General features: G+C 33.3%; 15 protein-coding genes and 2 pseudogenes. 3 read left to right on the top strand and 14 right to left on the bottom strand.

The features are described 5' to 3' along the window. Positions 1–273: 273 nt before the first annotated feature. Positions 274–1,131 carry a carbohydrate binding domain-containing protein gene (locus RV14_RS04195; RefSeq protein ID WP_071855052.1) on the bottom strand — a complete coding sequence of 286 codons (858 nt, stop codon included), beginning with the start codon at positions 1,129–1,131 and terminating at the stop codon, positions 274–276. 286 nt (positions 1,132–1,417) lie between these two features. Between RV14_RS04195 and RV14_RS04190 the strand changes: the two genes are divergently transcribed. Then, positions 1,418–2,821, top strand: a complete 1,404-nt coding sequence (locus RV14_RS04190; RefSeq protein ID WP_084650280.1) for a helix-turn-helix domain-containing protein — start codon at positions 1,418–1,420, stop codon at positions 2,819–2,821. Between the two features lie 356 nt (positions 2,822–3,177). Here the strand turns inward: RV14_RS04190 and RV14_RS04185 are convergent, their stop codons facing one another. Next, positions 3,178–4,368 carry a carbohydrate binding domain-containing protein gene (locus RV14_RS04185; protein ID WP_071855051.1) on the bottom strand — a complete coding sequence of 397 codons (1,191 nt, stop codon included), beginning with the start codon at positions 4,366–4,368 and terminating at the stop codon, positions 3,178–3,180. A gap of 360 nt (positions 4,369–4,728) precedes the next feature. Here RV14_RS04185 and RV14_RS12855 point away from each other — a divergent pair. Both RV14_RS12855 and RV14_RS04175 read left to right on the top strand, forming a co-directional pair. Further along, positions 4,729–4,839 (top strand): annotated as a pseudogene (locus RV14_RS12855) (HTH domain-containing protein); the annotation flags it as partial. An 83-nt stretch (positions 4,840–4,922) separates the two neighbouring features. Further along, positions 4,923–6,134: pseudogene (locus tag RV14_RS04175) on the top strand (helix-turn-helix domain-containing protein); the annotation flags it as partial. A gap of 135 nt (positions 6,135–6,269) precedes the next feature. Here the strand turns inward: RV14_RS04175 and asnS are convergent. The 12 genes from asnS to RV14_RS04110 all read right to left on the bottom strand — a co-directional run bounded on the left by asnS (position 6,270) and on the right by RV14_RS04110 (position 23,149). Then, a complete protein-coding gene (gene asnS, locus RV14_RS04170) occupies positions 6,270–7,568 on the bottom strand; it encodes an asparagine--tRNA ligase (RefSeq protein WP_071855048.1) in 1,299 nt (432 codons plus the stop codon). A 36-nt stretch (positions 7,569–7,604) separates the two neighbouring features. Next, the gene (locus tag RV14_RS04165; RefSeq protein WP_071855047.1) at positions 7,605–8,795 is read right to left on the bottom strand and encodes a pyridoxal phosphate-dependent aminotransferase; all 1,191 of its coding nucleotides are present in this window, start codon (positions 8,793–8,795) and stop codon (positions 7,605–7,607) included. A 21-nt stretch (positions 8,796–8,816) separates the two neighbouring features. Next, positions 8,817–9,338: a cell wall elongation regulator TseB-like domain-containing protein gene (locus RV14_RS04160; protein ID WP_071855046.1), complete on the bottom strand. Its 522-nt coding sequence runs from the start codon at positions 9,336–9,338 to the stop codon at positions 8,817–8,819. Positions 9,339–9,415: 77 nt separating this feature from the next. Further along, positions 9,416–12,196 carry a helicase C-terminal domain-containing protein gene (locus RV14_RS04155; protein ID WP_174544632.1) on the bottom strand — a complete coding sequence of 927 codons (2,781 nt, stop codon included), beginning with the start codon at positions 12,194–12,196 and terminating at the stop codon, positions 9,416–9,418. 1,354 nt (positions 12,197–13,550) lie between these two features. Beyond that, positions 13,551–14,702 carry a mannitol-1-phosphate 5-dehydrogenase gene (locus tag RV14_RS04145; RefSeq protein ID WP_071855043.1) on the bottom strand — a complete coding sequence of 384 codons (1,152 nt, stop codon included), beginning with the start codon at positions 14,700–14,702 and terminating at the stop codon, positions 13,551–13,553. Between the two features lie 13 nt (positions 14,703–14,715). After that, the gene (locus RV14_RS04140; RefSeq protein WP_071855042.1) at positions 14,716–15,153 is read right to left on the bottom strand and encodes a PTS mannitol transporter subunit IIA; all 438 of its coding nucleotides are present in this window, start codon (positions 15,151–15,153) and stop codon (positions 14,716–14,718) included. A gap of 12 nt (positions 15,154–15,165) precedes the next feature. Then, entirely contained in the window at positions 15,166–16,935 is a 1,770-nt protein-coding gene (locus RV14_RS04135; RefSeq protein WP_071855041.1) for a PTS mannitol transporter subunit IIBC, read from the bottom strand. Positions 16,936–17,250: 315 nt separating this feature from the next. Then, complete coding sequence (locus RV14_RS04130; protein WP_071855040.1) at positions 17,251–17,694, bottom strand: PTS mannitol transporter subunit IIA; 444 nt, start codon at positions 17,692–17,694, stop codon at positions 17,251–17,253. Then, positions 17,695–19,740: a BglG family transcription antiterminator gene (locus tag RV14_RS04125; protein WP_071855039.1), complete on the bottom strand. Its 2,046-nt coding sequence runs from the start codon at positions 19,738–19,740 to the stop codon at positions 17,695–17,697. Then, positions 19,740–21,458 (bottom strand): PTS sugar transporter subunit IIBC family protein, encoded by a 1,719-nt coding sequence (locus tag RV14_RS04120; protein ID WP_071855038.1) that lies wholly within the window; start codon positions 21,456–21,458, stop codon positions 19,740–19,742. Before RV14_RS04120 ends, RV14_RS04125 begins: the two co-directional genes overlap by 1 nt. 127 nt (positions 21,459–21,585) lie before the next feature. Beyond that, the gene (locus RV14_RS04115; RefSeq protein WP_005875554.1) at positions 21,586–21,786 is read right to left on the bottom strand and encodes a cold-shock protein; all 201 of its coding nucleotides are present in this window, start codon (positions 21,784–21,786) and stop codon (positions 21,586–21,588) included. A 256-nt stretch (positions 21,787–22,042) separates the two neighbouring features. After that, entirely contained in the window at positions 22,043–23,149 is a 1,107-nt protein-coding gene (locus RV14_RS04110) for a baeRF6 domain-containing protein (protein WP_071855037.1), read from the bottom strand. Positions 23,150–23,361: the final 212 nt, after the last annotated feature.

Raw genomic sequence — 23,361 nt, 5'->3', positions numbered from 1 at the left:
GTTCCATACAAATTAATCTAAAAATTAGTTCCTTCCCTCTCAAACAATCAGTTTGATGCAGTACTTTTTCCTTTATCTAACTCTACCATGATACTTTTCTCCTTTATCTCTAGCACAGACGAACAATTATAAAAATCTATTTAAACAAACTTTAAGAATCGCTCTCTTGGTAAGATTACCCATGTCCATTCATTAATCCTAAAATCATCTAATTTTTGCTTGTTTTTACTTGCATTCTTTCAATTGCTTATGGAGGTAATTTCTTAATAAGAGTTACACTAAATCTTTTTCTACTATATAAGTTTCCAACAGTTTTGGATCAGTTACAAAATCGCCCGGTATTCCAGATGCAGTGTAAACTTCAATTTTACTTCCTTGTTTGCCATCAAAAGCTTTATATACTCTAATTCTATCTTCTTCCTCTGATTTTTTTGCAGCATAATAAGCATGTCCACTATAAGTTTCAAACCAATATTGACCATCTACATAAACGATAAATCGTTCTTTGCTGTAAAATTGTTCCTTGCTTAAATTTAAATAGACTAAAGGTTGTTGGTCTTTTACACCAACAGAAAGTAACGTATTTTTTTGAGCATCAATATTTTTAAAAGTAGCCCAACCAAATCCTGTAGAAGCAAAACGAATAGCATAGGTATCTTCTATTTGATGCGTACTAAAAGTAAATACATATTTTTCCCAGCCATATTCATTATTATGAAAAACTTCTTTTAATGGATGGAATAATTCTCCATAATTTAATGTACCTAGTTCAACTTTTCCTGGATAAATTGCACTTGCAGCTACTTCATACGAAAAAATATATTGGGTATTTGGTTTTAACTTCAAAATTTGATGAATACTTTCCCCATCAGTTGATTTTACATAGCGTTCCCCATCTTCAGTTATTAGCTTTGGATTATTAGATCCAGGATTTGAAACAATCCAATAATCTAATCCTGAACTAAAATCACCATTTTTAATTATTGGTTCTTTGAAGACATGCGGATTCACAAGATTATTTAACACATCTGTTTGATTCATTATTTCTATTGCACCTACATTTACTGAAGTTCCTAAAAACATATATACTATACTTACTGTAACCCATTTTCCTAAAGTAATTCGTTTCATTTTATCCTCTCCCGTTATACTTTTTTTATGCTACATCATTAGTTTAGCGTATAGGAATATTTCTTTATATGAATCCCCTTACTTTTTCATAAATGTCTTAATTTAAATGTGATTTCTTATTTAAAAAAACTCATCTTATATTATTTTAATATATTTAATTAACCATTATTTCGGTTATACTATATAAAATAGAAAAAATCCATTACATTTTATTTATTTTTTAAAAAAATGTAATATTTTTTTAAATTTTTTATATAAAACTTCATAATAAAAAAGGAGAGCATTTATGAAAGATATTTTAACAATGAAGCAGCAAGTCCAATTAACCATTTTAGAGACTTTTATAGAAGAACAACAAGTGATGCTACAACAACTTGAAAAAAAAACTGGCGCTACAAAACAAACCATTATCAAATGGATAAAAGAATTAGAAAATCATACAACGTTTTTTCAAGTAAAAAAGCAACACAGCAAATGGTATTTACAAAGTAAAATGCGTATCAATCACCAAATCGTCTATAACTATTTCTATCAACATGCGATTCAATTGCAGCTAATCGAATATATTTTTCTTCATCCTTTTACAACAACAGTAAATATTTTACAAACTTTTGATTTGAGCTATTCAAAATTTCGGAATATAAAAAAGCAATTGATCAATGCTCTACGTCTTTACGATATTTCTATTTCAAATTCACCTTTTTGCTTTACTGGCGATTTTAACAAATTATGTCGATTTTTTATTCTTTTTCTTTCCGAAAAATATTATTTTGTCGATGAATATATTCTTCCAAAAGAACAAGTACTCATTGAACAAATTTTGCAAAGCTTTACCAGTTTACCACTAATATTTCCTAATCAGCAACAAGTGAAAAGCTGGATTTGGGTCATCATTAAACTGAGTGCTCATTTTCCAAAATTAATAAACGCTACAATGCCTTTTAATTCTGAGAATTGTCAGATCATTGTAAACTATGAATATTTTAAAAACGTGTTTAATGTATCCTACACGGGTTTAGTGCAGATGAAACTTGCAGAATTATATTCAACATTAAAAAAACCAATCCTTTCATCAAAAATGAAGCAAAAAAAAGAGGCTTTACGGGCTTTTTCTGTTCGAATTTATCAATTATTTGGAGAATCGCAAGACATAAAAATTCCTCCTATCATTGATCTAAAACTTGCCTTATATGAAGGAAGAAGTTACTTATTGAGCCCAGCAAAAAAACGTTTCATTCTTAAATTTTTTAAACAAAATAGCAATTTTCCATTAAATATTTCCAAGGCATTGCTAGAAGAATTAAGTATACTTAAAAAACGTCTCAACAATCGTCCACTGTTTTACGAATTACTTTATTTATTATTTATCTATGATCCCAATTTAACACAATTGCTTATTCAAAATCAGCAGAAACAAAAAGTCGCTCTTCTTTTTACTTACGGTAAAGCATACAGCAACATCCTAGCGACATTTCTCCAAAAAACGTTTAAAAATCTGTCAGTTGAAGTGCTGGATTATCAACAGACAACGCCAAGCAGTCTAGCATTGGACGCCTATGATTATTGTCTTACGAATCTCCCTACACTTACATTCAAACAAAATCGCTGTCTTCTTTTAGACATCTATCCTTCAGACCAAGAAATTTATTATTTAACTCAATTATTTCAATCTTCTAGTTTCATTCATTGAAAGATTTTAAAAAAACTTCTAATGAAAGCGTTTAATAAATCGGCACAAAAACTAATAAACATTGGTCATTGATTTCCTCCATTACATTCATGTCTTCAGTAAACTCAAACTCACGACTCTCTTAAAACAAAATGAAAACCAGTCCAACTCTATTTATTAAATTTACATCAAATTAGTAAAATAAATTCTTTGAAAAAATAAGAAGAAATTCACCGAAAATTTGAAAGATCATTTTCGGCAATTTCTTCTTATTTCTTGAAGCTAATTTTAATACACTCTAAAAATCTATATAAAGAATACAGTTTGTTCGTTTAACTGAAATAAATGAAGCAAATTGTTCATTTCAATCACAGAATTTATTTTACTTCAAATGTTGATAATACTTGCGAAAAACTATTTGAATAAATGACATCTCCCGGTTTACCGCCAACTAATTGAACAGAAAGTATGTTTCCGGGAAGCAATGAGGTGTCGTAAGTCAATTGAACGACGCCATTTTCTTTTTTAGCAGAAGCATAATAAGCTGTTCCAGCATAAGTTTCGGCGAGATACGAACCATTTTTACTAATGACCAACCGATTTTTTTGTTCAAACATTTGTTGATCAAGGGTTACAATTGCTTTCTTTCCTATTACTTGAATATCTTTTACGGCATCCGTTAACTTATCATTCGTTGTCATTAAGTCTTGATCGACTACAAGCGATTCAATCAACTGTTTATTCTCTGCACTTTCTCCTGGAATGCCAGATACACGGTAAACTTCAATTTTTTCTCCTTTTTTACCTTTAAAATCCCGATAAGCTTTCACAGAATCTTCGTCAATTTTTTCTGTACTCGAATAATAAGCTGTTCCAGCATAAGTTTCAAAATAATATTTTCCATCGAGATAAACGATGAAGCGTTCCTTGCTGTTAAATTGTTCTTTAGTCAAATTTAAATAAATATAGGCTTGATTATTTTCTACACCCACATGAAGCAAAGTATCTTCAATTGGCACTTCAGCTGATTGGATATCAATATTTCTAAACGTTGCCCAACCGCTCCCCGTAGATGAAAATCGAATAATGTATGTATTTTCTGTCTCTGGCGTAGTAAAAGTAAATTCATGTTTTTCCCACACATTATTACTATGCGTGTTTTCTTGTAGCATCTTAAATGCTTCACCTTGATTTAACGTACCAAACTCTACTTTAGCTGGAAAACCATCGCCTGACGCTACTTCATATGAAAAATGATATTTCGTATTTGGCTTCAACGCTACAAATTGATGGATATTTTCCCCATTTGACGCTTTAACATAACGTTTGCTATTTTCTGTAATAAGTGCTGGGTTATTCGCATTCGGATTAGAAACAATCCAATAATCTAAGCCAGCATGAAAATCCCCATTTTTAATCACCGATTGATCTTGAACGTTTTTACTTAAATGATTCGTTGCAACATAAGACTGACTATTCAATTCCGATGCACATACACTTACTGAAGCTCCTAATGACATACAGATAACACTTGTTGCAAAAATTTTTCTTAAAATTACTTGTTTCATTATAATTTTCATCTCCTAATTTAAAAATTTTTGTATAATTTGGTGCCTATTCATTAATTTATCTTAACTTAAACATCATTTCGACTAATTTCTGTAGTTTTCATGAAAAAATTATTTTAAGAACTAGTTTTTTTTTAAATAGTAAAATAACATTCCATACTTTCTTTAAGATTCTTTTTAACAGACAAATAATGATGTCAAAAAAATTATTTCTTTTATTTTTCAAATTTTTTCTAAAAAAATAAAAGAATAATATAAAAAAAAGAATTTCACTAGTACAATTTTATTAGATACAAATAACAAAAACAGGGGAGATATAACTAAATGCAAGAATCACTATCAACAAAATTACAAACATAATTGATTATTTTAGAGACTTTTTTAGAAATGAAATCAGTCACTCTTCAACAATTAGAGGAAAAAACAGGGACTTCAAAACAAACAATTGTGAAGCAAATCGAAGAGTTAGAAAAGCAACTAGTTTTTTTCAGACCACCAAACGAAAAAATACATGGTATTTACAAAAAAATAATCATCTCAATTACAGCACAGTCTATGATTACTTTTATCAGCATTCACTTCACTTGCAATTGCTTTATTTTATTTTTCTTCATCCTTTTACAACAACATCAGAGATTGTACAAACTTTTAATCTCAGTAAAACAAAATTTCAAAACATCAAAAAACAGTTAGTTACTGGTTTAGGTTATTATGGTTTCTCCATCACAGATTCTCCTTTTTGTTTTACTGGAAATTTCAATAAATTATGTCAATTCTTTGAAGTGTTCTTATCGGAAAAATTTTATTCTTTTAATGAATATATGCTTCCTAAAGAACAAGAATTAATTGAACAAATTTTACAAGGATTTGCTGACATTCCAAATTTTTCTGTTTTACAACAGCAGCAGAAATTAAAAAAATGTGTTTGGGTTATTATCAAGCTTAGTGCTCATTTTCCAAAAATAAAAAACACCAAAAAAATCGTTATGTTTAACAAACACTCGATTGTCATTGATCATTCACAGTTTAAAGAAGTGTTTCAACTTCCGTACTCTGATGAAATACAAAAAAAACTTACAGAATGCTATTTAGCGTTCAAAAATCCAATTCTTCCATCGAAAATGAAACAAAAAAAAGAGGCATTAATTACTTTAATCACTCATCTTTATGAATTATTTGGTCAATCAAAAAAATTTACGATTCCTCCTATGATTCATACAAAACTTGCACGCTATGAAGGCATCAGTTATTTGATAAATCATGAAAAAAAACGATTTATATTTGAATTTTTTAAACACAATGGAAATTTTTCTTTACATATTTCTCAATCCTTGCTAAACGAGTTGATTACTTTCAGAAATGCGATAAATGATGATTCTTTATTTTACGAATTGCTCTACTTATTACTTATTCATGACACTTATTTAACCAATTTAATCATCAACAAGCAACAAGTGAAAAAGGTGGGACTTCTTTTTACTTATAGCAAAGCACATAATTCTCTACTGGTCTCGCTCCTCAAAAATTTATTTCAAGAGTCATTAACGTTTGAGGTGCTTGACTTTTCTGATTGTACATCACCTCATCAGTTGTTCTTATCATTTGATTACTGTATCACGAATATGTCGGCTTATCGATCAACGAACAGTATCCTTTTAGATGCCTATCCTTCTGAATGTGAAATTCATGATTTAAATCAATTGTTTCAACACTCTCCATTCAAATCAATGCTGGAAGTGTTGAAAAAACCGCTTCCAAAAATATAAGTAAAAAACTCATAGCAAGTATAGACTCCGTGATTCAACAAAGTGAAACTAAAAAGCTTCCTTTATTTTTGGAGACTCTACAGCTGCTATGAGTCTTTTTTCTTTTGAATGTAACGCCAACGCACGTTTTTAATCTTATGGATAAATACGATTTAATAAACGTGGAAATGGAATGGCTTCACGGACGTGATCAATTCCGGCAATCCAAGTGACTGTTCGTTCCAATCCCAGTCCAAAGCCAGAATGAGGCACTGAACCGTATTTACGCAAATCAAGGTACCAAGAATACTCTTTTTCATCTAATCCGTGATTTTGAATTTGCTCTAATAAGAAATCATAATCCGTCGCTCGTTCACTTCCGCCAATGATTTCTCCATATCCTTCTGGTGCAATCATATCTGCACAAATGACCACCTCTTCACGTGTAGGATGTGGCTTCATATAAAAAGGTTTAATTGCTTTTGGATAATTTAAAATAAAGACAGGTTGTTCAAATGAATTCGCAATAAATGTTTCGTGTGGGGACCCAAAGTCATCCCCCCACTCAATATCATCAAATCCATTTTTCTTCAACAATGCAATGGCTTCATCATAAGAAATACGTGGAAACGGTAACTTCGTATATTTTTTTAATACCTCTTTGTCTCGTCCTAAAACATCTAATGCGTAGCCGCAATGATCTAGTACATTTTGCACTAAGAAAGCCACGTATTGTTCTTGCACTTTCAAACTTTCTTCTTGATGGGTAAATGCCATTTCAGGTTCGATCATCCAAAATTCAATCAAATGACGACGCGTTTTTGATTTTTCCGCTCGAAATGTCGGACCAAAAGAAAAAACTTTCCCAAAAGCCATCGCTGCAGCTTCCATGTATAACTGTCCACTTTGAGATAAATACGCTTTTTGATCAAAATAATTTGTTTCAAATAAATCGGTTGTTCCTTCCGGTGCAGAACCGGTTAAAATAGGTGGATCGATTTTAACAAAATGATGATGATTAAAGAATTCATAGGTTGCTCGAATGATTTCATTTCTAATTTGCATGATCGCATGCTGTTTGGAAGAACGCAGCCATAAATGACGATGATCCATTAAAAAGTCTGTCCCATGTTCTTTTGGCGTAATAGGATAATCACGACTTTCACTGACTACTTCAATTGTTTTGATGCCAATCTCATAGCCAAATTTTGAACGGCTATCTTCACGAATTTCTCCCGTTAAAATAATAGATGTTTCTTGATGGAGATTTTTAGCCAGCTGAAATACTTCTTCTGGTACTTCATTTTTGACAACTACTCCCTGAAAATAAGCTGTGCCATCTCTTAATTGAAGAAAAGCAATTTTCCCACTTGATCGTTTATTTGCGACCCAAGCGCCAATTTTCACTGTTTCTCCCACATGCTTTTTCGAATCGATAATTTGAATTGTTTCCACGTATAATTCTCCTTTGTTTTACCTTAATAATTAGGATTAATTTTGACTTTTACTCTCAATAAAATATGCCATCTTGCGTATAGCTTCTTCTAACGTTCCAAGATTCGTTGCATAACTTAGCCGAATATTTTCTGGTGCACCAAATCCTTCACCAGTTACCACAGCTACACCTGTTTCTTCTAAAAGATCCTCTGCCCATTTAGTTACATTCTCGTAACCGCACATCAACAGCGTTTCTTTTACATTTGGGAACAGGTAAAAAGCCCCTTGCGGTTTATTCAATGTCACTCCCGGTAAGCTTGAAACAAGTGGATATAAAAGATTTAGACGTTCGGCAAACGCATTGCGCATTTCTTCGACCGCCTCTTGGGTGCCAGTTAAAGCTTCAATTGCTGCATATTGGCTCACAGCAGTTGGATTGCTTGTTGACTGTGAAGCAATTGAAATCATACCATTGATAATTTCTTGGCTTCCTAAAGCATAACCGATCCGCCAACCTGTCATCGCATACGTTTTTGAAATACCATTGATGATGATCGTTTGTTTGCGAATCGCTTCAGAAATTGCTGCCATGGGAGTAAACTCATTGTCATTATAAACTAAGCGTCCATAAATATCATCTGCAACTATTAAAACATCATTTTTTACCGCCCATTCGCCAATAGCTTGTAACTCTTTTTTATCATAGATCATACCTGTAGGGTTAGAAGGAGAATTAATGATTAACGCCTTAGTTTTAGTCGAACGTACTTCCTCTAATTGAGAGACTGTCACTTTAAATGCGTTTTTTTCTTTTCCTCTCACAAAAACAGGCCGCCCTTGAGCTAGTTTTACTTGCTCGCCATAACTGACCCAATAAGGAACAGGGATGATTACTTCATCTTTAGGATTTAAAATCGTTTGAAAAAGAACATAAAGTGCAAATTTTGCGCCATCCGTTACAATCGCTTGAGAAGCTTCATACTGAATCCCATAATTTTTCTTAGTATAATCAACGATTGCTTGACGTAATTCCGGAATGCCAGCACTTGGCGTATAGTAACTTGCTTTTCCACTTTTGATTGCACGAATCGCTGCTTCTTGGATATTTTCCGGTGTTGCAAAATCTGGTTCGCCGATCGTTAAATTTAAGATGTCTTTTCCTTGTGTTTTTAATGCATTAGCCTTTGCTGCTGCTGCAAGCGTTACAGAAGGTTTTAAGTGTTGTATTCTTTCTGAAAGCTCCATCTTTATTTCCTCCTTTGCAAACTAGATTCCAGTGATTGTTTTTACTTCTTTTCCTGTTTCAAAAGAAAGAAGATAGTAATTTAGTTGCTCATTTGAATCTTTCCCTACAACTTCCCAGACGGCTTGATTCTCATACATGCCAAGAGCGATCTTTTCGATTTGAATTTCTGGATGGGTCTCCATGATTTTTTGTTTTGCTTCTTGTTCTGTTAAGCCACTTTTTTGATCTAAAACTTTTACCCTTTCTCCCGATTTAGGAATGATGACCGCAATAGCTTGCCCCTTTTCATTTTCACCCGTTAAAGAAAAGTACGTGTTTTTACGTGTAAACCAATAAAAGTGCTCTACTTTTTTAAGATCTGCATATTTTTTAGCTATTTCAATCGCTTCTTTTTTTGCTTGCATTCTTGGACGGCTAGAACGCAAATAAAAAATCGAACTAAACACAATAATCGCTAATAAAGTAATGATCAGCCCAAGCAATACACGATTAATTACTTTTTCTTTCACTGTTTCTTGCTCTTTTTCTGATGTTTGTTTCAAGGATCGTCGCTCCTTTTATATTAACTAAAGTTCATTATAACAGATTTTTTACATGAAAAAAAATTGTCAATAAAAGTCTATTCTTCACTTTTCTTTAAAAAAACATGAATTTTCTGGCAAATATCAGTTATTGGTTCTTCCTTGATTGTTAACTTTTTAGGCAGCGCCTGAATGATTCGCGTACTATATTTGGCTGAAAGAAAACGCCGGTCTAAAATTAATAAAATACCTTTATCTTCCTCGGAACGAATCAAACGTCCTAAGGCTTGCCGCAGTTTTAAAGCAGCTTTTGGTAAAGCTTCTTGATAAAATGGATTGATGCCTTCTGACTCAAGATAAGCATTTCTTGCTTTTACCATTGGACGTAAAGGATTATCAAATGGCAGTCGTGTAACAATTACAATTTGCAAAGCGTCACCCGGCAAGTCTACGCCTTCCCAAAAACTATCTGCACCAAATAGCACGCTCATTTCAGATAATGTAAATCGTTTCAATAATTTTTGACGACTTCCGCCAATTCCTTGTGCTAAAAGTTCCCTTCCTTGTTCCAACAAAGGCAAGTGAACTGTCTGATAGACTTTTTGTAAAATATCATGCGAGGTAAATAAGACTAATATTGGACGCTTTTCTTGTAAAATTAGCTGTGTCAACGTCTGAGATAAATACTCGACATATTGCGCAGTAGTGACTTGACTCACTTCAGGTGCTTCCTTTGGCACGTAGATTCTAGCTTGTTTTTCATAGTCATAAGGTGAAGCAATCACCTTCAACGACGTGCCTTCAATTCCTAAACGTTTAGCTAAATATTGGCGATTTGAACCTACTTTGAGTGTCCCACCAATATATAATATATGCGTGTAACGAGCATACCAGATTGTTGTTTTCAATAAAGCTGCATGAAAATCATGAAGATGAATCATCGTCTGTTGAGGCACTTTGTTAGGTACAAACCAATGAATTAAGTTTTCACGCCAATCTTCCAGCCATTTCTCCATAAAATCTGCTTGCTTTTGCATCTGTGCAAAAAATTGATAAAAAGCGGCTAAATCAATCCTCATCTGTTTCGTCCAACTTTCTTGGATGACTTCTAAACTTAAGCGCATTTGCGTTTGTAACTGCAAAATCTCACGATAAAACAAATGAAGATGATCAATCGCTCTACTTGCTTCTAAAGAAAGTTGGTCCAGTTTTTCTTGAGTGATCATTACTTCTTCTGGGTAGTCTTGCACTTTTTGCTTTACGGCAAACTGGTTTAAGCCTTCTACTAAAATGATTTGTGCTTCACAAAGTGCACGCAGCTCCTCTTGATAAATAGTCAACCAACGGCCCACTTCATGATTTTTTGGTAAATATTTCTTGATTCGATCAAATAAATTCCCAGATTCTTCAAACTGTTGAATTTGTTTATAAAATGTAAAAATACTTAAGCGTTGGTCGTTAACTTTTTCTGCAATTTCGGGCAAATGATGGGCTTCATCAATCAACAAATACGGACTTTTCGGAAGTAAGGGTCTTTTTCTTTGCGTCTCTTGAACTAAAAAAGCATGGTTGACAATCAAAAAATTACTTTGCTTTATCTTTTTCTCTAAAAAAAGTACAAAATCTTGTTCATAAAACGGTTGATTTTTAGCTAAAAAAGCTGGTCCTTGATGTGCAATTTCAGAGAAAAAAGGATGGTTCAAATTCGTCAAATGTAATTCATCTAAATCACCCGTTTTTGTTTGAGTTAACCAGACAAGTACAGCCATTTGATACAGCAAATACTGTTTTTGTTCTTTTGGCGTTTCAAGAGTAGCTTTAAACCTCTGTAAATCAATATAATGGCGATAACTTTTGATGATTGTTGCTTGAATTGGTTGATCAAGTAACTGATTTAACAACGGAATATCTTTTTCCATAATCTGTTGTTGAAGTACTAAAGAAACTGTACTGATAATGGCTGGCTTTTCAGGAGTCGCTAAATAACTTAGTGGAAGCAAGTAACCAATTGTTTTTCCCATTCCTGTTGCAGCTTCGATCATTAAATCTTTTGCCACATTTTTTGTAAAATGATCATATACCGCATTCATCAAACGATTTTGTTCTTTACGATACACCAATGTTTTTCCAAAAATCTTTTCTTTTGCTTGTTTTTTCCTCGGATAAACCGGCTCTTTATAATGAACACTTGTATAAAGAGCCACTTGTTTTTTTTGTAAAGCCAAGCCATCAACAATTTCAATTTCTTTACTTAAAGCCTTAGGATGCTCTTTCATTTCTTCGATCACTGTTTGAATAAATCGGCCAGTATCCATTCCCATTTGTCCACTTAAAGTAAAAATCGTTTCTAAGGTGATTAACGGTAAATTCTTCATTCGTTCTTCAATTAGTAAAAGAAGTTGAGCGGTTACTTCCGCATCACTGTCGGCTTGATGAGGATTTTCATGGATAAAGCCTAAACTTTCGGATAGATCAGTCAATCGAAAACTTGGTTCGCTTGGCAAAAAAATTTGAGCCAACTCTACAGTATCAATGCCCGGAATGGTTAATGCTGGCATTTGACAACGCAACAATTCCTGATTAAGAAACTTGTAATCAAAATAGATATTGTGCGCAACAAAAATTGTATCTGCTAAAAGATTATAGATGGTTGCAGCAACATCTTCAAAATAAGGTGCCTGTTGGACACGATGATTGGAAATTCCTGTCAAATGCTGGATTTTCTTAGAAATCTTTCGTCCTGGATTAATATCCATTGAAAAACGAGAAATAATTCGACCAGCTTCAATCATGACACACCCAAATTGGATAATCCGATCCTCTTTTGGATTTGTTCCAGTTGTTTCAATATCAACAACGGCATACGTTTTTGATTTCAACATAACTTCCTCTTCTCTTACCTTTAAATGTTCTCTTGCGATTATACTACAAACAACCAAAAATTTCTTAAATCTATCTTTTTATTTTAGGTATTCTATAAAGTAAAGCAATTCAAAATGTGGCGATTCCTGTTAGAATAATGTGCCATTTGTTTGCTTTTTCAAAATTTAAAATAGAACATTTATAGAAATAATAAGACTGATTTTGATACGTAAGGTGAAAATCAGCCTTATTTTTTTGAAAAAGACTTTCTAATTATAAAATATTCGAAATCTTTATCGAGTAGAACCTATTTTTCAAAAATAGTAAAAAAACATATTCTTAAAACAATTATTTAACTTTCTTCTTTAAATTTTCACCAATTAGAATTAAACTAATGATTATCATTAATATATCCATAATTAAATGATGCGTTCTTTTTTCCACTGCCTCAGTAGTAGTAAAAAAAGACAGCCATTTCAAATCCCCACTACTAAAAAAGATTTCCAATAGCCTTCTTAAATATCGTTTCATGAAATTCATCTCTTAAATAAAGAGCATAATTGTCTTTGTTACAAAATGAGCTATTCCTGAAGGTCTTCCAATTTTTCTACAAGCATTGTAAATAACATTTCCCAAGGAACCAGTGTAATGCTCAATTAATTGTAAAAAGCTATTCAACCCTGTATAAATAGCAATTACTTTTTTGATTTTTAGGGGATTTTTGTTTCATGTTATAAACGTTAACAAGACTTAATTCTACATTTCCATTATTTATAATAAAATTATCTCTGAGACAGGAACAACAATAGCATCAGTATAATACATTAAAACTGTAAAACATCCCTGAACTAACCACTTTTTAAATATTCATATTCTCTCAAAAATATATGTTATATTTAAATATCCATATAATAACATTTTATTTAAAAAAACTATGTTAATTCATATAAAAAGCAACAGATAAATCATAAAAAACAGTTAAATAATTTTAGTTATTTTATAGGATAATAAATAATGATGGTTTCATTGGTTATTTCTGGATACGTAAAAGCTTTTGTCCATTTAATTAAAAGGAAAAACTAAACAAACAAGAAACTAACATCAATAAGTCCAATTTTATTTTGCGTTTCAACATTTTTATTTACATAAAAAAAAACAAGCAAAGGTTGGTCTTTGCACTAATGAGTGTACTTCAAAAAAATTAAGAAAGTGCATAGAGAAAAAAGGTTCTCGCCATAGAAAGAATAAGACTGATTTTGATCTTATGTATCAAAACCAGTCTTATTCTTTTTAAAAGGTCTAATATTCTAACCTATTTTTAGATAAAAACTCAACACCCTTCTTTTTGCCTTTCATGTACGCAACGTCTTATTAAGCGACGTTTTTTTCGTACCTTACCACGTTATTTTTGATATCCTCAATAAGCACTGGATCTTTTATGCCAGTAACTTTTTGGATTAATTGTTTGAAGTTTTCTTTTGTTCTCATTTCTTGTAATTGACAGCTTTCTTCATCATTTGGATCATAATAATTAAAAATAATCCCCATCGTTGCAATTAAATGATAATATTCTAAATGGTATTTTTGCAATTCTCTCACGGGACGAGTAAATCGTTCTTGATACCCCAATTTTCTTAACGGCGTACGCGCTACCCGTGAAATAGCATCAGAAATATGTTTATTTTGGAAGCGCTGAATGATTTTTTCGATATATATTTCGTGTTTCTTCGTGTCAAATCCCCATTTTGTCACTAATAAACTCCCTGTCTCATGTAAGACTGCCTTTAACTGAGCAACTACTAATGAATCTTGCATTGCTTCATCAATCGTTTGATACCCCAACAGCGCACCAGTGTAAGCAACAGTGGCATGACCGGTGTTCACGCTAAATAATTTTCGTTCAATATAAGGTTCCAAGTCTTCAACGTATAATACACCTTTTAAGTTAATTTTTTTATTCTTTCTTTTTGGTTCTTCAATCACCCATTCTTTAAATGGCTCTACTTGCACAAACAATGGATCCACATGTGTTTGTTGTGGAACAATTCGATCAACCGCTGCATTTGGAAACCCAATATAACTTTCAAGAAAATCTGTACTCTTAAGATATTTACGAACTTCTTTTTCTAAAAATGAAGAACCATCAATCATATTTTCACAAGCAATAATATCTAAAAAGTTTTTGTTTCCCACTTTTTCTCTAAGTTGTATCCCATCTGCAATGAGATTTGCAATAAATGGTAAAATTTTGGGACCAATAGCTGTAGTGACAATATCTGCTTTAGCAATCGCTTGAACCACTTGTTCTGGATTCTTTTGACTGTTGATTCCACATACGTTTTCTACAAGAATTTGTTTTTTGTTGTCGTCTTCTAATTCAATCGTATAACTTTTTTTATCATTTAATTCACTGATCAGTTGATCATTGACATCAATAAATGTGAGTGCAAACTCATTTTCTGCTAAAACTTCTCCAATAAATCCCCGACCAATATTTCCTGCTCCAAAATGTACGGCTTTCATTTTTCTTCTCTCCTTAAACAATTGCTAGACTCTTTACTACTTCTTCTTTACTTGTTGCATCTGCAAGCTGAACGACATTATCCATATCGCTGCAATACAATGCAATTTGTTGAACGAGTTGTAAATGTTCATCACCGATGCCTGCAATACCAAATAAGACCGTGGCAATTTTTTCTTCCGTTTCTGTACCAAAATTAACTCCACTGGGAACTTGAACAACACAAATGCCTGATTTTTTCACATATTTTTTTGCTTCATCTGTTCCATGAGGAATTGCGATAAAATTTCCCATATAAACAGAAAGCATACGGTCTCTTTCAATCATCGCTTCAATATAAGCCTCTTCCACACAGCCTGCTGATACTAATTTTTTTCCGCAATAACGAATGGCTTCTTCTTTATTCTTAAATGACTGATTGAGTGCAACCATGTCAGTCGTCAATTTCAACATTTTTCTTCCCCCTTAAGCCGGTTTTTTTAAAGCAGACACAATCGATTCATATTTTTGCGGATTGACCATATTATGAAGGGTAACAAGGACGGCTCGTGGCGCTTTTTGTTGCACTTTTTTAGCTAAGTCACTGTTCGTTATAAGCAATAAACTGTCCTGATCGACTAGCTCATCGATATTTATTTTCTTCAAAGGAATCATTAAATCATTCTTGTTTAACAAATTCTTTAATACAGCTGTTCCCATCGTAGTAGAACCTTCATGCGTATCGTAAACCATTACAATTTCTTTGACTTTCTTAATACTTGTTAAATCAGTTGTTGGTTCTTCTGTAGTGCTTTTTTTATCTTCTGAAAGCTGCTGTTTATTTTCCTGACGTAGCGATTGAATGATTTCATCATATCTAGGAGAGTTAAGAAAATTTTCTACAGCAACAAAATGAGCTTCTGGTGCTTTTTGTTTTGCTCTTTCTTGTAGTTCGACTTGTGTCACAACCAGCGTATCAGAGCCTGCTGATAATTGACTAATCGCCTGATTGGTGACTTTTTGAGGTAGCCCCGCTTCTTTCACTTTTTTTCTCAAAATCGAAGCACCCATTGCACTAGAACCCATGCCAGCATCACAAGCAAAAATAATATTTTTTATGGAAGCAAGCGATGGGTCACCGGTTAAATGAACTCCTTTTGCTTTACGTTTAGCTGCTTGTGTTTCTCTGACTGATTGTTCAAAATCGCCCTCTTCTTCCTTCACATCTGCTTTTAAAATTACGGAAGAAATAGCAAAAGAAACAATTGCTGCAACAATGACTCCTAAAATTACTGGAATATAGGTAGAAATTGGCGTCATTGCTAAAATAGCAATGATCGAACCTGGTGAAGCAGGCGCTCTCAATCCAGCATTCATCAATTGGAAAATGAAACTACCGCTCATTCCTCCAAAAATCACTGCTAAAAACAACAATGGTTTCATCATGACATAAGGAAAATAGATTTCATGAATTCCACCTAGAAAATGAATAATCACGGCACCAGGTGCAGAAGATTTTGCTGCGCCTTTTCCAAATAAAGTAAATGCTAATAAAACGCCTAATCCTGGTCCGGGATTTGCTTCAAGTAAGAAAAGAATTGATTTTCCAGCCTCTGCTACTTGCTCTGTCCCAAGAGGTGTTAAGATGCCGTGATTAATGGCATTATTCAAAAATAAAATTTTGGCTGGTTCAATAAAAATACTCGTCAAAGGAATCAAATGAGCTTTAAGAATCACTTCAACACCTGCGGCCATCATTTGTGTTAGCGTATCCACAGCAGGGCCGATTGCCCAAAAGCCTAACAGCGCTAAAGCAAAGCCAATTAAGCCAGCTGAAAAATTATTTACTAGCATTTCAAACCCTGATTTGATATGTTTTTGAAAGAGCCGATCAAATTGCTTGATTGCAAATCCTCCTAAAGGACCCATAATCATTGCCCCTAACATCATAGGAACATCTGTTCCAACGATGACGCCCATGGTAGCAATTGCACCAACGACGGAACCTCGATCCCCTGCAATTACTTTCCCACCAGTGTAGCCAATTAATAATGGAATCAAATACGTAAGCATTGGGCTCACCATTGTGGCAAACTTTTCATTTGGAAGATAACCATCGGGAATAAATAATGCCGTTAACACCCCCCACGCAATCAAAGCGCCAATATTAGGCATCACCATACTAGATAAAGTACTGCCCAATTTTTGTACTTTTGCTTTTAGCAAGCTTTTCTTTTTTGGAATCGTCCGTTCCATATTTACATCCCCCTTGTTTTTTCTACAATTAAATTGTATTCGCTTACCATGAGAAGAAAAAGTCGTGTTTTGGCACAAACCATTGTGACAAAGCTTGAATAAACGCAAAACAAAAAACACTGAAAAGCACTCTGGTTCTTACAATGTTCCAGATTACTTTCAGTGTTTTAATTGTTTGATGTACTTTTTAAGCAACTATATCAATACACTTGTTAGAAATGCAGTCATTTTTCTTCCGTTAATTTTCACCTAGTTAACAGCTTTGTTTCATCTCACAACTAGCTCAATTAAATTTTCCGAATTATTCGACAACAATTAGAAGATTTCTGCCCTTTTTATGAGTTCTTCTACTTCTTCTATCGTCTGAGCATCGCTTAATGCCATTACTTGATCAATATCTGCACAAAGAAAGGATAATTCCTGTAAGACAGTTAGTTGTTGCTGTTTTTTCATCACTACGATAAACAAAAGAGTTGCAATTTTAGGTTCATCAACTGTACCAAAATTAACACCATCGGGCACTTGAATAAGAAAAACCCCTTCTTTTAGAATAAATTCATCCCCTGCTTTTGCGTGAGGCAAAGCCACAAAATTTCCTATATAAACGCTCATTAGCTGTTGCCGATCAATCATCGCTTGAATATAAGGTTCACGAATACATCCTCTTTCTAAAAGAAACAAACCAACCGTGTTTAATGCAGCTTCCCAATTTTTAAATGATTGATTTAACCAAATATTTTCTTTTTCAATAACAAGCATTTACTCACTCCTTTCTTTTTGCACTTCTTCAATTAGAATTTTAGAAAGTAATTGATAAATGATTTCTCGATTCCCTGATCGAAATATTTCTATATTGAGATCATTCATGATAATCGCACTACTAATTTTTCCTAAGAGTTTCCCTGTCTCTTCTTCGATAGGAGACGGCGCAAGCATTATCAACATTCTTGTCAATAAAATCTCTTTTTTATCCATACTTTCAATTTTTATCGGATGTTTCAAATCAAATATACAAAAAATTGGTTCAGCTACTTCAGTACTAGAAGTATGAAAAAGCCCCATATTTGTTTTGGGAATACCCACAGGAGATTGTTTATAACGATTAAGTAATCCCTGATAAACTTCTTTTTCATTTTTTATCCATTCATCAGGAAAATAAGTAAATAATTGTTTGAGAGTTTCTGAAATAAAGACAGGGTTTTTAATCGTTTGAATAAAAAACGAATTTAAAAGCTGCTGGATGCGATTGAACGTATGGATCGTTTGTTCATACGTATCTTTGAGTAAATTTTTAGTAGCCGGCGGCTCATCTTTAGACATCCGTTTCTTCTTTTCTAATTGTGTAAACTCCCTGCGTAATTGTTGTACTTCATCTTTTAATAGCAGTGGCGAAACTAAGACATATTTCCCTTTATATCCCGGTAAAACAGAGGTGGATAAAATCAAGTCATATTCTTTTTCGATCGTTAAACTTTTTAATTCTGCAATTCGATAAAAATGAATCTCGTCAAGAAAAGGGAAATAGTGCTTCAATCGCATTTCCAACATACTAGTAGAAGCCAGACCGCTTGGAGAAAAAACCGCTACACGAATTCTGCTCTTTTTAGGATTTTTTTCCAACGAATTAGCAAAATGAAGAACCATATAAGCGATCTCTTCCTCCGATAATTTTTTTTCTCGAAAAATTCTTTTCGTTGCTACTTGCAACGCTTCGGCAATTTCTTCATATTGGATAATAATTTTTTCTAAAATAGGATTAGTTAAATTTTTTTCTTGTAAAATAGCTCTTGAAAACACACCTGATAAATGCGTCAATAGCATTTTATACAACGTCTCATCTTCATAAAACGGAATCTTAGTTTTTTCACTGACTTCTTGAATCAATTGTTTGACTAAATAAGCTAAATTCGTGTCAAAGGTTTCTTCAAAAAAACGTTGATCAAAAGAATGGGAAAAATCATTAAGCAAACTGGCAAAAAATACAATTTCGTTAATCGGATAAAGTTTTTTGGTTTCTTTCCCAATTTTTAAAAATATGCGTTTGGCGATAACTAATAATTCTTTATTTACCAATCCAGTGTAAACTTCATTTGTAAGAACATCGTTGGTTGTCACACGATAAATTGTAATTGCCAGCACCAAAACAAGATGTTCAAGTTTACGGTCACTTAACTTGATTTGTGCTTGATTTAACTCCTCTTCAATCACCTTATGTGCCAAAGAAAGCTCAGGAACATCAATAAATTGAAAAAAATAGTTTGATGATTGACTGATATCGTTAATATAAAAAATTTCATATTCATTGATTTCTAATTCAAGAACATTAGCCACCAATAATCTACGGTATTTTTCAGGACCAGTAATCAAATAGCCACGATTGCGATCAATTTTTAACGGGAGTTGTGCCATGCTTTCTTCAATTTGTTTGATATCTGCATAAAATGTCGTATTGCTGATGAGATAACGCTCTAAAAAATGAGTTAAGCTAAGCGGTTTTTTTGTTAATAATAACTCCACTAAAATAGCGTGCTGCCGTTTGGTCGTGGACAGTTCATTGTTGATTTCATTTGACTCTTTTTTTAATTTTTCCATGACTTTTTCATCTGCTGCAATAGTAAAAGAGCCACGAGAAACTCTTCTTAAACTCGCATTTTCAGCTTTTAAGGAATTTTCTAAATTTTCCAATTCACGATAGACCGTTCTTTTACTTACTTCGAGTAAAGTCATCATTCGCTTAATCGTCACGGGTGTTGGACTATTGATGAGTTCTGTCATTAATTGTTTTTCTCTAGGTGACAAATACATCAGAGTCCTCTCCTTTCACTCTTCACTATTTTTTCGTATTCTTGATTGATAACTAAGTGATTCACCACGACTAAATTGGATACACTCTTTTGCAATTGATAGGCTTTTGATAATTGATGAGTAGCAATATAAAGCACTTCTTTACTAACAACAAGCTTTTCCACTGCTTCTTTTTGAATGACAAAACGTCTACCATTTTCCTTGGCTAACTGGCTCAAAATCGCTATCCCCATTGTTTGTGCGCCCCGTCTATTCTTTTCATATAAAAAAACAATCCTTTTCCATGAACCAAAAGAAGCAGACAACTCCTCTTTTGGTTTCTCATTTTTCGAAAGTGTTTTTTTGTTGATTCTATTAATAATCGCTAAGAAATAAGCCTCTATTTCTAAAAAATGAGTCACAGCTAATATCTCGCTTTTAGGAGCTGTCTGACTTGCAAGTTCCGCCAATTCCTGATGAATAATGACTAATTGATCGGAACGATCTTTTAATTTATAAACGGAACAATAATCCACAACAATCAATATTTTTTCAGCAGCTAACCGCTTTTTTAAAATCGCTGCCCCCATGGCACTAGAACCCATTCCAGAATCGCAGGCAAAAATAATTTGTTGAATGTCTGTGTTTTGCATAACCGGACTCCTCTTGATAAACATTTTGTTGTTTTCCTTTACTGAATCGCCTATCAACAACAAGGCGGCACATAAAAAAGTGATGGCGGTACTGATGAAAATGCCTAAGCTCACACCAGCTAATTGATTGCTTGGCGTTTGAAACAAAATCATCAATAATGAACCAGGAGAAATGGGTGCAGGCAACCCTGCGCCTAAATATTGGAAAGTAAACGTTCCGGTAGCTCCCCCTAATGTAACAGCAAACAGCAATTTAGGGTTCATTAAAACAAATGGAAAATAAACTTCATGAATGCCACCTATCCCTTGAATCATCATGGCACCTATCGTACTTGCTTTTTTGCTTTTTTCACCAAAAAAAGCACCTGCTAATAAGATGCCTAAACCTGGTCCTGGATTTGCTTCTAATAAAAATAAAATTGATTCTTTATGACTTTCGGCCATTTCAATTCCTAATGGTGTTAAAAAGCCATGATTCAATGTATTGTTAAAAAACAAAACTTTCAACGGTTCAACAATCGAATTGACTATCGGCAATAATCCTTTTTGGATCAGTAAAAGAACCAAATGAGTCAATTGTTGCGAACAAATGGTAACAAATGGTTGAACTCCTACAATTCCTACCACACAAAAAAGACTGCCGATTCCTCCTATCAGCAAATTATCTACTAACATCTCATAACCAGATCGAAATTTTAACCAGCAGTAACTTGCAACATATTTATAACTTATTCCTGCCGACGGTCCAACAATCATTGCACTAATGATTGGCGGAGTCTCCGCATTTACAATAATTCCTAAAGAAGCAATCGCACCTGCTACAGCTCCTTTTTGTCCACCCACCATTTTACCGCCAGTATAACTGATTAAGACAGGCAATAAGAGACAACTCATTCCATCGCAAATTTCTTTCAATGCCTGTTGCAAGTCGTAGTGAACCAAACGAACACTGAATGATAACAAGCCCCAAGCCATAAATATTCCTAAATGGGGCATAATCATGGCATTTAAGTAGTGGGTCAGTTTTCTTAAAGAAACACACGATGTTCGAGCAGAAAAAGAAAGCGAATTCATCACTCGTTTCATTTTTACCCACACCTTTCAAGCATTTTTAATTTGAATTCCTGCCTATAACTATTAAAAAACATGACACAAAAAAGCTCGATAGCTATCTCAAGACGGCTACCGAACTTTGGTTTTATATACGTTTAAATTATGCTTTCACAACGTTCGTTGCTTGAGGGCCGCGTTGACCTTCTTCAACGTCAAAGTTTACTGTTTGACCTTCTTCTAAAGTTTTGAATCCATCACCTTGGATAGCTGAAAAATGAACGAAAACATCGTTACCATTTTCTGCTGTAATAAAACCAAAACCTTTTTCTGAGTTAAACCATTTTACTGTACCTGTTTCCATGTAAAAATCCTCCTTGTGTTTCAACACATATTTTGCAATTACTTGAATGGCGTATATCTGGAAGATGTTTAATTGAAACAAGCTACCACAGATTACCGAACAAAAACTACATTTTTACTATAGCACACTGTTCATAAAATAGCCACTAATTTTTCTTTCTTTTTTTCCTTATTGAAGGGAATTTATGAATAAAAAGAAGCAACACACCATTCTTTGATTTTCCAGTCAAATCTGTCGATTGGAACAGTTCAGTCAATTAATAACGAAGAATAGCAAGCAAACTCTTCTCATCCGGCAGATTTTTTTGTTCAAGAATGGTGACTTGACCGCCATTTTGAATAACCTGATCGGCTAACTTATTTAATAATTGCCGTCGATCATATTCTACTTCCGGGTCTTCTCCAAAGCCATCCACTAAATTGGTGGTAGCGATAAATAAATGTGAGACTTTTCCTTCTTGGACAGCCGGTACAATATCTGGCAGTTGATCCATAAATTTTTTATCTAATAAGCGACTATATTCCCGTGCTTCTTTTGCCGCTAGTTCATTGGATAATTTTGCAGCATTTGCTTCAACTGCTTTTAAAGACAACTGAGCCGGTGAAGAAGAAATAGCTACTTCTGAACGGTAATAAGGATTTTTGGCAATTTTTTTAAACATCGTTTGATTTTCTGGCAAAGCAAACAAATAAATTGGTCGGTTCTCTGGGTTTTCAAATGAATTTTTTAAATATTCATCTACCGCTTGATAATAGTTCACCCAATCAATTTCTATTTCTTCATCTTTGGAATTTACTCCATGAAATGTTGCACCTTCGCTACCGTTTGATGTATAGTTTAATCCACCACCCGTTAATTCAGAACCTAAAGCCGTAACAACGTCTTTTGGTGCATCTTCTGGTAGCTTTACTTCTTTTACTTGTTTATTAACTACTTCATATAATTTCATCGAGTCACTTTTCAATCCTAACAAATAGTAGGAGTAATGAAAGTGGCTATTTTTGATAATTGCTAATAAATAAGGCAGATCACTTACATAATATTGATCATCTACAGGGATATTTAAACGCTGAATATACGTATGCTCTGGAGAAACAATAATCGCGACACTTGCAGTTGCACTCCGCCAAAACGAAGCATCTTCTAACAAGTCAGTTAGTTTTTCTTGAAACAAAGACCAATCATATTCTGCGTATTTTTTTTCAAAACGCTTTTTCGCTTCCTTTGAAAAATTTTTGAATTTGATTTGGTCTTTTTCTATATCTTGGTGTGCGACATGCGTATTTAGCATAATCGTGACAAATGGTCCATTTGCCTCTTTTGAAGTCAACTGCAACAATAACTCTTTCACCTTTTTCGTCATAACCATACCCCTCCTAAAAAATCATTCCTTTAATACCAGTCTACCACAACAAATTTTTTCAAGATAATAAAATGAATCTTAAAGCATAAACAGTTTCTTTTTATTTTTTGTTTCTTTAACTTTTTTCATAAAAATTCTGCATTTTTCGTAAAACCCTATCCATTTATGAACAAACATTTCATATATTTTTGTTATAATTTAAAAAATGAAAA

Source organism: Enterococcus ratti, assembly GCF_001886195.1.
In the GTDB taxonomy this organism is placed as follows: Bacteria; Bacillota; Bacilli; order Lactobacillales; family Enterococcaceae; genus Enterococcus_B; species Enterococcus_B ratti.
This window is presented reverse-complemented; position numbering and strand designations above follow the sequence as displayed.

What these genes read in the sequence shown, in the direction of transcription:
- RV14_RS04125 (WP_071855039.1), bottom strand. Translation starts at nt 19,740, where the DNA reads ATGTATTTGTCACCTAGAGAAAAACAATTAATGACAGAACTCATCAAT.
- RV14_RS04185 (WP_071855051.1), bottom strand. Translation starts at nt 4,368, where the DNA reads ATGAAACAAGTAATTTTAAGAAAAATTTTTGCAACAAGTGTTATCTGT.
- RV14_RS04120 (WP_071855038.1), bottom strand. Translation starts at nt 21,458, where the DNA reads ATGAAACGAGTGATGAATTCGCTTTCTTTTTCTGCTCGAACATCGTGT.
- RV14_RS04135 (WP_071855041.1), bottom strand. Translation starts at nt 16,935, where the DNA reads ATGGAACGGACGATTCCAAAAAAGAAAAGCTTGCTAAAAGCAAAAGTA.
- RV14_RS04140 (WP_071855042.1), bottom strand. Translation starts at nt 15,153, where the DNA reads ATGTTGAAATTGACGACTGACATGGTTGCACTCAATCAGTCATTTAAG.
- RV14_RS04145 (WP_071855043.1), bottom strand. Translation starts at nt 14,702, where the DNA reads ATGAAAGCCGTACATTTTGGAGCAGGAAATATTGGTCGGGGATTTATT.
- RV14_RS04115 (WP_005875554.1), bottom strand. Translation starts at nt 21,786, where the DNA reads ATGGAAACAGGTACAGTAAAATGGTTTAACTCAGAAAAAGGTTTTGGT.
- RV14_RS04165 (WP_071855047.1), bottom strand. Translation starts at nt 8,795, where the DNA reads ATGGAGCTTTCAGAAAGAATACAACACTTAAAACCTTCTGTAACGCTT.
- RV14_RS04195 (WP_071855052.1), bottom strand. Translation starts at nt 1,131, where the DNA reads ATGAAACGAATTACTTTAGGAAAATGGGTTACAGTAAGTATAGTATAT.
- RV14_RS04190 (WP_084650280.1), top strand. Translation starts at nt 1,418, where the DNA reads ATGAAAGATATTTTAACAATGAAGCAGCAAGTCCAATTAACCATTTTA.
- RV14_RS04130 (WP_071855040.1), bottom strand. Translation starts at nt 17,694, where the DNA reads ATGCTTGTTATTGAAAAAGAAAATATTTGGTTAAATCAATCATTTAAA.
- RV14_RS04110 (WP_071855037.1), bottom strand. Translation starts at nt 23,149, where the DNA reads ATGACGAAAAAGGTGAAAGAGTTATTGTTGCAGTTGACTTCAAAAGAG.